The sequence below is a fragment of the Mycobacterium sp. 852002-30065_SCH5024008 genome (assembly GCF_001665645.1).
Lineage (GTDB): Bacteria > Actinomycetota > Actinomycetes > Mycobacteriales > Mycobacteriaceae > Mycobacterium > Mycobacterium paraffinicum.
In genome coordinates, this window is the sequence record NZ_LZSZ01000057.1 from 36,360 (window position 1) to 47,410 (window position 11,051).

Annotated in this window: 15 protein-coding genes; 9 read left to right on the forward strand and 6 right to left on the reverse strand. The window is 68.0% G+C overall.

The annotated features are described in order from the left end of the window. Positions 1-30 precede the first annotated feature (30 nt). Positions 31-840 (reverse strand): enoyl-CoA hydratase, encoded by an 810-nt coding sequence (locus tag A5781_RS06310; protein WP_067202833.1) that lies wholly within the window; start codon positions 838-840, stop codon positions 31-33. Between the two features lie 97 nt (positions 841-937). Between A5781_RS06310 and A5781_RS06315 the strand changes: the two genes are divergently transcribed. Beyond that, on the forward strand, positions 938-2,023 hold the full coding sequence (locus tag A5781_RS06315) for a CaiB/BaiF CoA-transferase family protein (RefSeq protein ID WP_067202836.1): 1,086 nt from the start codon (positions 938-940) through the stop codon (positions 2,021-2,023). A 41-nt stretch (positions 2,024-2,064) separates the two neighbouring features. Next, a complete protein-coding gene (locus tag A5781_RS06320) occupies positions 2,065-2,817 on the forward strand; it encodes a 3-hydroxyacyl-CoA dehydrogenase (protein WP_067202839.1) in 753 nt (250 codons plus the stop codon). 132 nt (positions 2,818-2,949) lie between these two features. Here the strand turns inward: A5781_RS06320 and A5781_RS26420 are convergent, their stop codons facing one another. Beyond that, complete coding sequence (locus A5781_RS26420; RefSeq protein WP_003878506.1) at positions 2,950-3,072, reverse strand: hypothetical protein; 123 nt, start codon at positions 3,070-3,072, stop codon at positions 2,950-2,952. Positions 3,073-3,386: 314 nt separating this feature from the next. Here A5781_RS26420 and A5781_RS06325 point away from each other — a divergent pair, with 314 nt between their 5' ends. Together A5781_RS06325 and A5781_RS06330 are read left to right on the forward strand one after the other, a co-directional pair. Next, positions 3,387-5,702, forward strand: a complete 2,316-nt coding sequence (locus tag A5781_RS06325; RefSeq protein WP_067202842.1) for an MMPL family transporter — start codon at positions 3,387-3,389, stop codon at positions 5,700-5,702. 65 nt (positions 5,703-5,767) lie between these two features. Then, positions 5,768-6,397 (forward strand): class I SAM-dependent methyltransferase, encoded by a 630-nt coding sequence (locus A5781_RS06330; protein WP_067202845.1) that lies wholly within the window; start codon positions 5,768-5,770, stop codon positions 6,395-6,397. Positions 6,398-6,407: 10 nt separating this feature from the next. Here A5781_RS06330 and A5781_RS06335 read toward each other — a convergent pair whose 3' ends face one another. Next, complete coding sequence (locus A5781_RS06335; protein WP_067202848.1) at positions 6,408-7,121, reverse strand: NAD-dependent deacylase; 714 nt, start codon at positions 7,119-7,121, stop codon at positions 6,408-6,410. A 37-nt stretch (positions 7,122-7,158) separates the two neighbouring features. Between A5781_RS06335 and A5781_RS06340 the strand changes: the two genes are divergently transcribed. Then, positions 7,159-7,524, forward strand: coding sequence for a GntR family transcriptional regulator (locus A5781_RS06340; protein WP_067202851.1), 366 nt, complete (start codon positions 7,159-7,161; stop codon positions 7,522-7,524). A gap of 10 nt (positions 7,525-7,534) precedes the next feature. On the opposite strand, the gene A5781_RS06345 is transcribed toward A5781_RS06340, so the two are convergent. Beyond that, positions 7,535-8,056, reverse strand: a complete 522-nt coding sequence (locus A5781_RS06345; protein ID WP_067202882.1) for a DUF1697 domain-containing protein — start codon at positions 8,054-8,056, stop codon at positions 7,535-7,537. A gap of 77 nt (positions 8,057-8,133) precedes the next feature. Here A5781_RS06345 and A5781_RS06350 point away from each other — a divergent pair, with 77 nt between their 5' ends. Together A5781_RS06350 and A5781_RS06355 are read left to right on the forward strand one after the other, a co-directional pair. Beyond that, complete coding sequence (locus tag A5781_RS06350) at positions 8,134-8,577, forward strand: PPOX class F420-dependent oxidoreductase (protein WP_067202854.1); 444 nt, start codon at positions 8,134-8,136, stop codon at positions 8,575-8,577. 36 nt (positions 8,578-8,613) lie between these two features. Beyond that, positions 8,614-8,802, forward strand: a complete 189-nt coding sequence (locus A5781_RS06355; protein ID WP_067202857.1) for a DUF5302 domain-containing protein — start codon at positions 8,614-8,616, stop codon at positions 8,800-8,802. Positions 8,803-8,836: 34 nt separating this feature from the next. Here A5781_RS06355 and A5781_RS06360 read toward each other — a convergent pair whose 3' ends face one another. Beyond that, positions 8,837-9,370: a nuclear transport factor 2 family protein gene (locus A5781_RS06360; protein WP_067202860.1), complete on the reverse strand. Its 534-nt coding sequence runs from the start codon at positions 9,368-9,370 to the stop codon at positions 8,837-8,839. Positions 9,371-9,482: 112 nt separating this feature from the next. Between A5781_RS06360 and A5781_RS06365 the strand changes: the two genes are divergently transcribed. Together A5781_RS06365 and A5781_RS06370 are read left to right on the forward strand one after the other, a co-directional pair. After that, positions 9,483-10,055, forward strand: a complete 573-nt coding sequence (locus A5781_RS06365; RefSeq protein ID WP_067202863.1) for an HhH-GPD-type base excision DNA repair protein — start codon at positions 9,483-9,485, stop codon at positions 10,053-10,055. Positions 10,056-10,083: 28 nt separating this feature from the next. After that, positions 10,084-10,230, forward strand: coding sequence for a DUF1059 domain-containing protein (locus A5781_RS06370; protein WP_066951537.1), 147 nt, complete (start codon positions 10,084-10,086; stop codon positions 10,228-10,230). A 74-nt stretch (positions 10,231-10,304) separates the two neighbouring features. Here the strand turns inward: A5781_RS06370 and A5781_RS06375 are convergent. Next, positions 10,305-11,051: hypothetical protein (locus tag A5781_RS06375; RefSeq protein ID WP_067202866.1), on the reverse strand; the 747-nt coding region annotated here is incomplete at its 5' end.

Consider the following 11,051-nt stretch of genomic DNA (forward strand, 5'->3'; position numbering starts at 1 on the left):
CGGCTTGGGCCACCGGTAAGCACCACAGGCTCAGCGGTCGGTGAAGTCCGGCGTGCGGCGCTGCTGGAAAGCGGTTGCGCCCTCGACGAAGTCGTGCGATCGCAGCAGCACGGCCTGCCCCTCGTACTCACGCTGCAAAGCCGGATCCAACTGGGGGAGCGTGGCCGCGTTGATGGCGAGCTTGGTCTTGCCGAACGCCGCGACCGGTCCCGCCAACAGCCGGGCGATCACCTTGTCCACCTCGGCCTCGAATTGGTCGGCGGGGTAGACGGCGCTGACCAGCCCCCAGGACAGCGCCTCGGCGGCAGGCAGCCGTTCGGGCAGCAGCGCCATCTGCATCGCCCGGATGCGGCCGACGGCCGCGGCGATCAGCGCGGAAGCACCGCCGTCGGGCATCAGGCCGATCTTGGTGAAGGCGAGCATGAAAAAGGCGCTCTCCGAAGCCAATACGATGTCGCACGCCAGCGCCAGCGAAACCCCGACGCCGGCCGCCGGTCCCTGGACCACGGCGACCACCGGGTGCGGAACCGCGGCGATCGCCCGGATCAGCCGGTTGATCTCCAGGACGATCTCGTCGGGCGAGAGCCCGGTGTCGGACACGTCGTCGGCGCTGATCCCAGCTCCGGAGCAGAAGCCGCGGCCCGCGCCGCCGAGGCGCACTACCTTCACCTCCGGGTTGCTCGCCGCGCGTTCCATCGCGTCGGCGATGCCGGTAATCACCGGCACGGTCAGCGAATTGAGGCTGTCCGGGCGGTCGATGGTCACCGCCAACACGCCGTCGGACAGCGTGACGGAAAGGCCTGCGACGGGGGTCAGGGTGTCGATCGCGGATTGCGCCATGGGCTCACCCTAAGTGACCGGGCTGCGCGCCCGCCGCGGGCGGCTGCGAAGATGCCAACAACAACGGGCGTCAGAGCAGACGAAAGGTCGGTGGGTCGTGGCTGGACCGCTGAAGGGACTTCGGGTCGTCGAGTTGGCCGGCATCGGGCCGGGTCCGCACGCGGCGATGATCTTGGGGGATCTGGGCGCCGACGTGGTGCGCATCGATCGGCCATCGACCGGTCCCGGCGGTGTCGCCAAGGACGCCATGCTGCGCAACCGGCGCGTGGTGACCGTCGACCTCAAGTCCGACGAGGGACGTGCCGTCGTGTTCAAGCTCGTCGCCAAAGCCGACGTGTTGATCGAGGGCTTCCGCCCCGGCGTCACCGAGCGGCTCGGCCTCGGGCCCGAGCAGTGCGCCGAGGTGAACGAGCGGCTGATCTACGCCCGCATGACGGGCTGGGGACAGTCCGGCCCGCGCAGTCAGCAAGCGGGCCACGACATCAACTACATCTCCCTCAACGGGATCCTGCACGCCATCGGGCGGGCGGACGAGCGGCCGGTGCCGCCGCTGAACCTGGTCGGCGACTTCGGCGGCGGCTCGATGTTCTTGTTGGTCGGCATCCTGTCCGCGCTGTGGGAGCGGCAGAACTCCGGCAAGGGTCAGGTGATCGACGCCGCGATGGTCGACGGTTCCAGCGTGCTGATCCAGATGATGTGGGCGATGCGGGGGCTGGGCATGTGGTCGGACGTGCGCGGCACCAACATGCTCGACGGCGGCGCGCCCTATTACGACACCTACGAGTGCGCCGACGGGCGCTACGTCGCCGTGGGCGCCATCGAGCCGCAGTTCTACGCGGCCATGCTCGCCGGGCTGGGCCTGGACGCCGCCAGCCTGCCGGCGCAGAACGACGTGAGTCGCTGGCCCGAGCTGCGCGCGGCGCTGACGGCGGCCTTCGCCGCTCACGACCGTGACCACTGGGCGAAGGTGTTCGCCGATTCCGACGCGTGCGTGACACCGGTGCTGGCGTTCGGAGAGGTGCACACCGAGCCGCACATCACCGAGCGGAACACGTTCTACGAAGTTGAGGGTGGTTTGCAGCCGTTGCCTGCCCCGCGGTTCTCCCGCACCACGCCCGACGTGCCCCGCCCTCCGGCCGCCCCGCTGGCCGACGTCGAAGCCGTGCTTAACGACTGGGTATAGTCGCCAACCAACTGGTTGGCTGGACTCAAGGAAGGACTCGAATGGAAATCAAGGACGCCGTAGCCGTCGTCACCGGGGGCGCCTCGGGCCTGGGCTTGGCCACCACCAAGCGGCTGCTGGACGCCGGGGCGCAGGTGGTTGTGATCGACCTGCGGGGCGAAGAGGCGGTCCAAGAGCTCGGCGAGCGCGCCCGCTTCGTGCAGGCCGACGTCACCGACGAGGACGCTGTCGGCAAGGCGCTGGACACCGCCGAGTCGCTGGGCCCGGTGCGCATCAACGTCAACTGCGCCGGCATCGGCAACGCGGTCAAGACGCTGTCCAAGGACGGCCCGTTTCCGCTGGACGCGTTCAAGAAGGTGGTCGGGGTCAACCTGATCGGGACGTTCAACGTGCTGCGGCTGGCCGCCGAGCGCATCGCGAAAACGGAACCGGTCGGGGAAGAGCGTGGCGTGATCATCAACACCGCCTCGGTCGCCGCGTTTGAGGGCCAGATCGGCCAGGCCGCCTACTCGGCGTCCAAGGGCGGCGTGGTCGGGATGACGCTGCCGATCGCGCGCGACCTGTCGCGCGAGCTCATCCGCGTGGTGACCATCGCGCCGGGGTTGTTCAAGACCCCGTTGCTGGGTTCGCTGCCCGAGGAGGCGCAGAAGTCGCTGGGCAAGCAGGTTCCGCACCCGGCCCGGCTCGGCGATCCCGACGAGTACGGCGCGCTCGCGGTGCACATCATCGAAAACCCGATGCTCAACGGCGAGGTCATCCGCCTGGACGGCGCCATCCGCATGGCGCCTCGCTGAGGTCTCCAAACACGAAAGCCCCCCGCGACGAGCGGGGGGCTTTCGTAACGGAGCAAGAACTTATCGACGGAACCATCGACTGACGGCGGGTTCGGCCATTAACAGGCGTGCGAGCATGCTCATGGTCGGACCTCAGCTCGCCGCTTGCAGTTCGTCGAACTGCTCCGAGGTCTCGCCTTCCACCAGGACGTCGCCGTGGTAGAGGGCTTCGAAGTCAACCTTGATGACGTCGGCACTTGTGTCGTCGATCCACATGACACTGAGCGTATGGGCCACCATTAAGGAATCTTTGAGTCACGATTCGGAAAACCGTGGCAATTTACCGCTCGGTAGGTTGTAAGCGGCCGACCGCGGCGTTTAGGCCGGTGACCTGCTTAGTTGGCACACATTTTTCTGGCCGGACTCTTACTGTCGCGGCGGTTTAAAAACGCCCGCATTGAACCGCGCGGCCGCCGCCGTCGTCCGTGCTTAAAAGGAATCTGTTTGACGCGTGGAAACTAGCGTTTGTTACGTTGTCGCGGGTACGCCAGCGGCCAGCGCGATCAGCACCGGCGGCGGAAGGGCTCGACATGCTGCAGGGGATCGCCCGATTGGCCATCGCGGCGCCACGCCGCATCATTGCAATAGGTGTCCTGGTCTTCATCGCCGCCGCGATCTTCGGCATCCCCGTCGCCAAGAGCCTGTCGCCCGGGGGCTTCCAGGATCCGCACTCGGAGTCCGCCCACGCGATCGAGGTGTTGACCGACAAGTTCGGGCAGAGCGGTCAGCAGATGCTGATCCTGGTGACAGCGCCCGGGGGCACCAACAGCGAACAGGCCCGCACCGTGGGGACCGACCTGGCCAACCAGCTGCAGAAGTCACCGTTGGTTTACAACGTGTCGTCGCCGTGGACGGTCCCGCCTGAGGCGGCCGGCGACCTGATCAGCCGCGACGGCAAGTCGGGCCTGCTCGTGGTCAACCTCAAGGGCGGCGAGAACTACGCGCAGACCAACGCCCAGACCATCGCGGACCAGTTCATCCACGACCGTGACGGCGTGACCGTCAGCGCCGGCGGCGCGGCGATGCAGTACGCCCAGATCAACACGCAGAACCAGGCCGATCTGCTGGTGATGGAGATGATCGCGCTCCCGCTGAGCTTCCTGATCCTTATCTGGGTGTTCGGCGGGCTGCTGGCGGCGGCGTTGCCGATGGCGCTGGGCGCGCTGGCCGTCGTCGGTTCGATGACGGTGTTGCGGCTGATCACGTTCAGCACCGAAGTGTCGATCTTCGCGCTCAACCTGAGCACCGCGCTGGGCCTGGCGCTGGCCATCGACTACACACTGCTGATCGTCAGCCGCTACCGCGACGAGCTGGCCGAGGGCAGCGACCGGGAAGAGGCGCTGATCCGGACCATGGCGACCTCCGGGCGCACGGTGCTGTTCTCCGCGGTCACCGTGGCGTTGTCCATGTCGGCGACGGTGGCGTTCCCGATGTACTTCCTCAAGTCGTTCGCCTACGCCGGCGTGGCCACCGTGGCCTTCGTCGCGACCGCCTCGATCGTGCTGACGCCGGCCGCCATCGTCCTGCTCGGTCCCCGGCTGGACACGCTGGACGTGCGCCGGCTGTTGCGCCGGGTGTTCCGGCGCCCCGAGCCGATGCACAAGCCCGTCGAGCAGCTGTTCTGGTACCGGTCGAGCAAGCTGGTGATGCGCCGGTGGGCGCCGATCGGCCTGACCGTCGTTGCGTTGCTGCTCCTGCTCGGGCTGCCGTTCCTCGGCGTGAAATGGGGCTTCCCGGACGACCGCGTGCTGCCGCGTTCGACGTCGTCGCACCAGGTCGGTGACCGACTGCGCAACGATTTCGCGGACGACTCCGCCACGTCCGTGCCGGTCGTCGTTCCCGACGCGCGTGGCCTGAATCCGGCGGACCTTGACCGGTACGCCGCCGACTTGTCGCGGGTTCCCGACGTGTCGGACGTGTCGGCTCCGGGCGGGACGTTTGTCGGCGGGAACCGGACGGGACCGCCCGCGGGGGCCACCGGTCTGGCCGACGGCAGCGCCTTCCTGACCGTCAGCAGCGCGGCGCCGCTGTTCTCGCCGGCCAACGACGCGCAGCTCAAGCGGTTGCATGAGGTGCCCGGGCCGGCCGGCCGAGCCGTCGCGATGGGCGGTGTCGCCCAGGTCAACCGCGACAGCGTGGACGCGGTCACCGATCGGCTTCCGCTGGTGCTCGGGTTGATGGCCGCCGTGACGTTCGTCCTGCTGTTCTTGCTCACCGGCAGCGTGGTGCTGCCTGCGAAGGCGCTGGCCTGCAACATCCTTTCGCTGACTGCGGCCTTCGGTGCGCTGGTGTGGATCTTCCAGGACGGGCATCTCGGCGCGCTCGGAACCACGCCGAGCGGGACGCTGGTCGCCAACATGCCGGTGCTGCTGTTCTGCATCGCCTTCGGGTTGTCGATGGACTACGAGGTGTTCCTGCTCTCGCGGATCCGCGAGTACTGGCTCGCGTCCGGGGCCGCTCGACCCGGACGGCCGACCCCGAAGGAGGCGCACGCCGCCAACGACGAGAGCGTCGCGCTCGGCGTCGCCCGTACCGGCCGGGTGATCACCGCGGCCGCCCTGGTGATGTCGATGTCGTTCGCGGCGCTGATCGCCGCCCACGTTTCGTTCATGCGGATGTTCGGCCTGGGCTTGACGCTCGCCGTGTTCGCCGACGCCACCCTGGTGCGCATGGTCGTGGTGCCGGCGTTCATGCATGTGATGGGCCGGTGGAATTGGTGGGCGCCCAGGCCGCTGGCCTGGCTGCATGATCGGTTCGGCATCAGCGAGGGAGGGGCCCACGGATACGTCGAGCCGGTGCCGCTAGACAGCGGCCCGCTGGCGGAACCCGTGTCCAACATCGGCTGACGCGCCGATCGGTTCGTCGGCAAGACCCTATTGTGAGGCTCATCCGAGTCGGAAGGTTGACGTGTATGACAACGGCGGTGGACAACCCGTTCTTCGCGCGCATCTGGCCCGTCGTCGCCACCCATGAAACCGAGGTGATCCGGGCCCTTCGCCGGGAGAACCTTTCGGGGTTGTCGGGGCGGGTGCTGGAGGTCGGCGCGGGCATCGGGACGAACTTTCCGCACTACCCGGAGTCGGTCCACGAGGTGGTCGCGGTCGAGCCCGAGCCGCGGCTGGCCGCCCAGGCACGGGCGGCGGCGGACGTGGTGCCCGCCCGCGTCGTCGTGACGGGTGAGACGGCCGAAGGATTCAGCGGCGGCGAGCCGTTCGACGCCGTGGTTTGCTCGCTGGTGTTGTGCTCCGTGCGGGATCCCGGCGGCGTGTTGCGACGCCTGTATTCGCTGCTGCGCCCGGGCGGAGAGCTGCGCTACCTCGAGCACGTGGCGAGCGCCGGAGCGCGGGGCAGTTTCCAGCGGATCGCCGACGCGACGCTGTGGCCCCGGTTGTTCGGCAACTGCCACACCCACCGCGACACCGAGCGCTCGATCATCGACGCCGGATTCGAAGTCGACGTCTCCCGGCGCGAGTTCACATTGCCGGCATGGGCGCCGATGCCGGTGTCGGAAATCCTGCTGGGCCGCGCCCGCAGGCCGTAATCCCGCGCGGCTACTTCAACAGCGCGGGCAGCCGCTGCAGCAACCCCGGCAACGCCTGGCCGGCCGTCTCGCGGATGCTGATCGTCGCGTGCCTGGACAGCGGCGTGACCTCGGGATTGACCTCGATGACGGCGGTGCCGCGGGAGAGCGCCAGCTCGGCCAGCCCGGCCGCCGGATAGACGATCGCCGAGGTTCCGACGACCACCATCACGTCGGCGGCCTCGGTCGCCTCGACGGCGGACTGCCACGGCGCGTCGGGCAACGGCTCACCGAACCACACGATGTCGGGCCGGATCAGGCCGCCGCAATGACACACCGGCGGCTCCACTTCCAGCATCGGTTCGGGCATCGCGGGCAGCTCGCCCGTGAAAGGCATACCGCAACGGTCACAACGGAATTCGAACAGGCTGCCGTGCAGGTGATGAACCGGCAGGCTGCCGGCCCGCTCGTGCAGGTCGTCGACGTTCTGGGTGATGACGCTGACCTCGGCGCCGTCTTGCCACGCGGCGATCGCGCGGTGCCCGGCGTTGGGCTGGACGTCGGCCACCAGATAGTGACGCCACAAGTACCAGCCCCACACCCGCTCGGGATTGTCGCGCCACCCCTGTGTGCTGGACAGCTCGTAGGGATCGAAGCGGGCCCACAACCCGTTCTTGTCGTCGCGGAAGGTCGGCACCCCGCTCTCCGCGGAAATCCCCGCGCCGCTCAGCACCGCTACTCGCATCCCACAAAGATAGCGGTGCTTGGGACATACTGAAGAGGTGGAGCTGCGGGATTTGCTGAAGGTCGACATGAAGGCGGGCAGGCCGCTGTTCGACCAGCTCAGGACCCAAGTCATCGACGGCGTTCGGGGCGGTGCGCTGCCGCCCGGAACCCGGCTCCCGACGGTGCGCGACCTCGCCGGCCAGCTGGGCGTCGCGGCCAACACCGTGGCCCGCGCCTATCGGGAACTCGAGTCGGCGGCGATTGTCGAAACCCGTGGGCGCTTCGGCACTTTCATCTCCCGCTTCGACCCGACCGACGCCGCGATGGCGGCCGCCGCCAAGGAGTACGTCGAGGTGGCCCGGGCGCTGGGGCTGACGAAGTCCGACGCGATGCGCTACCTGACCAACGTGCCGGACGACTGAGCGCGCTGTCCTAACGCAACACCTTCGCCAGCGTGCGCAGGTTGCGCGTCGTCGTCGACGACTTGTAGCGCGGCTTGCCCATCGTCTTGCCGATCGTGCTGTCCAGGGTGGCGCCCTTGGGTACCTGCCAATAGATGACGCCCGCGCCGCGGCCGATCCGCTCGTCCGGTCCGGTGGCCTCGCCGAGCGCGGCGAGTTCGTCGAGCGCCGCTTTGTCGGCGACGAACGTGACGTAGGACTGGTAGCCGTCGACCTCGGGTTCGAACGGGTAGGCGTCGACGATGGCGCGCACTGTCTTGAGGTCGTAGACCAGCACCCAGGCGTCGTAGCCGAATTTCTCGCGCAGCGCGGCTTCGGCCTTCTTGCGCACCGCCGCCGCACCGGCGGACGACTCCAGCAGGACGTTGCCGCTGGCCAGGATGGTGCGCACGTCAGTGAATCCGGCGTCGGTCAAAGCGCGCGCCACCTCGGCCATTTTGAGGTTGACGCCGCCGACGTTGACGCCCCGCAGGAACGCCGCGTACTTGGTCATCATCCGATTTCACCAGGGCGGCCCGTGCTGACGCGATCCGGGACCGGTTGCTGGACGCGCAACGTAGGCTTTGCGGCATGGGACGCCAAGTCTTCGACGACAAGCTGCTGGCCGTGATCAGTGGAAACTCTCTCGGAGTGCTGGCCACCATCAAACGCGACGGGCGCCCGCAGTTGTCGAACGTGAGTTACCACTTCGACCCGCGCGACTTGGCCGTGCGGGTGTCGATCACCGAGCCGCGGGCCAAAACGCGCAACCTGCGCCGCGATCCGCGGGCGTCCATCCTGGTCGACGCGGACGACGGGTGGTCGTACGCGGTGGCCGAGGGCACGGCGATGCTGACGCCGCCCGCGGCCGCCCCCGGCGACGACACCGTCGAGGCGTTGATTGCCTTGTACCGCAACATCGCCGGCGAACACCCGGATTGGGACGAGTTCCGCGAGGCGATGGTCACCGATCGGCGGGTGCTGCTGACCCTGCCGATCTCGCACGTGTACGGCATGCCGCCCGGAGTGCGGTAGCCGCCCGAATGCGGCAATCCCGGCTAGGCTGCCGGTATGGCTGAATCGAAGTCATCCGAGGCGCCCGAATCGGACGACGACAACAAGCGCAAGTTCCGTGAAGCCCTCGACCGCAAGATGGCCAAGTCGTCGGGCGGGTCCGACCACAAGAGTGGCGGCGGTAAGCAGACTCGCACGCATGGCCCGGTGGAGAACCGCCGCGAATTCCGCCGCAAGAGCGGCTGACCGTCGCCCGTTGCGCGGCAGGCACTTTGGCGGGTCAGCCTTCGGGCGGTGTGAAATGGCTGACCGAAGGGTCGGCCTGACCGGGCTCGCCGCGCAGGCTGCCCCGGGTGCTGGGGTGTCCGAAGTTCACTTGGGACGGGTCGTTTTGGTAGGCCCAGTCCGCCACGATGGTGCGTTCACGGAACTTCCAGCGGCCGTCGTCTTTGGTGTAGGTGTCCAGGTACCGGCCGCCGATGATGACGTCTAAGTCGTGGTCGGGCCCGGCGAAGGTGTGAAACACCAGGCAATAGATCTCACCGCGGGCCGTGTTGCCGTCGATCACGAAGTTCGTTGTGGTGATGTTGTGTTGGGAGACACGCACGTACGGTTCCGCGGCCTGTAGCTGGGCGATGAACTGTTCGACGCCGCCCGCGGAGAACGAGCCGTGCGAGTCGATCGCCTCCGGGTGGTACAGGCCGCGAAGCGCGTCATAGTCGGCGCGGTCGACGGCCCGGCAGTAGGCAGTGACGAGTTGATGCAGTTCGTCGCGGTCCAGCATCAGTGCCAAGCGGGCCTCATCCACCACCACGTCACCCAACTCCCTGGTTATTCGCTGGTCGTAAGCGCCTTTCTGATAGGTAGTCTCTCAACACATAGGTCATCGGTTTTAGGGTGTTCAGCGGAAAGGTTGGTCGTTGACGGTGAAACTTTGGCTCGCTCAAGATCCTGAGGCCGACGCGCTGCTGGACGACAATCCGTTGGCCCTGCTCATCGGGATGGTTCTTGATCAGCAGGTGCCTTTCGAGACGGCCTTCTCGGGGCCGAAGAAGATCGCGGACCGGATGGGCAGCTTTGGTGCTCATGAGATCGCCGAGTACGACCCCGACAAGTTCGCGGCGCTGTGTTCGGAAAAGCCTGCGATACATCGCTTTCCGGGGTCGATGGCCAAACGCATCCAGACGCTGGCCCAGATCATCGTGGACCGTTATGACGGCGATGCCACCGGCTTGTGGACCGCCGGGGACCCCGACGGCGAGGAGCTGCTGCGGCGAATCAAGGGGCTACCCGGCTTTGGCGAGGTCAAGGCGCAGATTTTCCTGGCTTTGTTGGGCAAGCAGTACGGCGTCACGGTCAAGGGCTGGCGCGCGGCGGCCGGGCAGTTCGGCAAGGCCGGCACGCACATCTCCGTCGCCGATATCGTCGACGCCCAATCGATGGGCAAAGTGCGTTCCTATAAGAAGCAGATGAAGGCGGCAGCCAAGGCGGCCAAGTAGTAGGTCACCAGAAGGGAAGGGCGGCAACGTGAAGACACACATAACGTGTCCGTGCGGGGAAGCCATCGTCGGCAAGGATGAGGACGAGCTGGTCGAGCTGACCCAGGCTCATCTCGCCAGCGATCATCCGGGTCTCGAATACGATCGCGACGCGATCTTGTTCATGGCGTACTAACTGTCTGGCTAAACGCCGAGCGCGCGTGCCCCCGGTGGGGACACGCGCGCTCAGGGCAGGGAACAGTGCTGGCCCTACGGCACCACCGTGGAGCCGATCGTGGGCATGAACTGGCACTGTTTTTCCTTAGTCGTGACCTGCCCGAAAATGGTCGACATGATGCTGCCCGACCCGGTGTCGGCGATCGCGGTCAGCGTCGTCGGCCCGTCGCCGTTGATGTCGGTGCGCGGCTTGAGCCCGACCGTTCCCGATTTGCCCGTGGTCAGGTTCACCCACGTGACGTTCAGCGGCAGCTTCTGCACCTCGGCCGGCCCGGGGGTGCCGACGGCGGTGAACACATAGGCGGTCTGCCCGGGGCCCGGCCCGGGAGTCGGGATCTTCGCCGGGCCCGCCACCGACAGCGCGGTGGCGATCGCGCTGGTGCCATCCGCCAGGCAATTGGTGCCGATCGAGGGATACATGAAGTCCTGCGTGGGCGGAGCGTCCGGGCCGAAGCCCGGAGCCGCGACCGGCGCGGCGGCGGGTGCGGGAGCGGCGGCCGGTGCAGCTTCGGCCGGCGCGGGAGGCGCCGGCACGGGTGCCGCGACGGGTGCGACGGTGCCCGGCCCCGGCGCGGAAGCCGGCGGCGCGGCGACCGGCGGAGCCGCCACCGGTCCCGGACCGGCGGCGTGTACCGGGTCGATTCCGGCCGGCAGGTGTGACTGAGCGCCCGGTTCGGCGCCCGCGGCCGGCGGGGCCGCGGCCGGTCCCGGACCGGCGGCGTGTGCCGGGTCGATTCCGGCCGGCAGGTGTGACTGGGCGCCCGGTTCGACGCCCGCCGC

Bases quoted from the DNA above. Each gene is read 5' to 3' on its own strand.
- A5781_RS06310 (WP_067202833.1), bottom strand. From the start codon at position 840: ATGGCGCAATCCGCGATCGACACCCTGACCCCCGTCGCAGGCCTTTCC.
- A5781_RS06320 (WP_067202839.1), top strand. From the start codon at position 2,065: ATGGAAATCAAGGACGCCGTAGCCGTCGTCACCGGGGGCGCCTCGGGC.
- A5781_RS26420 (WP_003878506.1), bottom strand. From the start codon at position 3,072: ATGTGGATCGACGACACAAGTGCCGACGTCATCAAGGTTGACTTCGAA.
- A5781_RS06325 (WP_067202842.1), top strand. From the start codon at position 3,387: ATGCTGCAGGGGATCGCCCGATTGGCCATCGCGGCGCCACGCCGCATC.
- A5781_RS06330 (WP_067202845.1), top strand. From the start codon at position 5,768: ATGACAACGGCGGTGGACAACCCGTTCTTCGCGCGCATCTGGCCCGTC.
- A5781_RS06335 (WP_067202848.1), bottom strand. From the start codon at position 7,121: ATGCGAGTAGCGGTGCTGAGCGGCGCGGGGATTTCCGCGGAGAGCGGG.
- A5781_RS06345 (WP_067202882.1), bottom strand. From the start codon at position 8,056: ATGACCAAGTACGCGGCGTTCCTGCGGGGCGTCAACGTCGGCGGCGTC.
- A5781_RS06350 (WP_067202854.1), top strand. From the start codon at position 8,134: ATGGGACGCCAAGTCTTCGACGACAAGCTGCTGGCCGTGATCAGTGGA.
- A5781_RS06355 (WP_067202857.1), top strand. From the start codon at position 8,614: ATGGCTGAATCGAAGTCATCCGAGGCGCCCGAATCGGACGACGACAAC.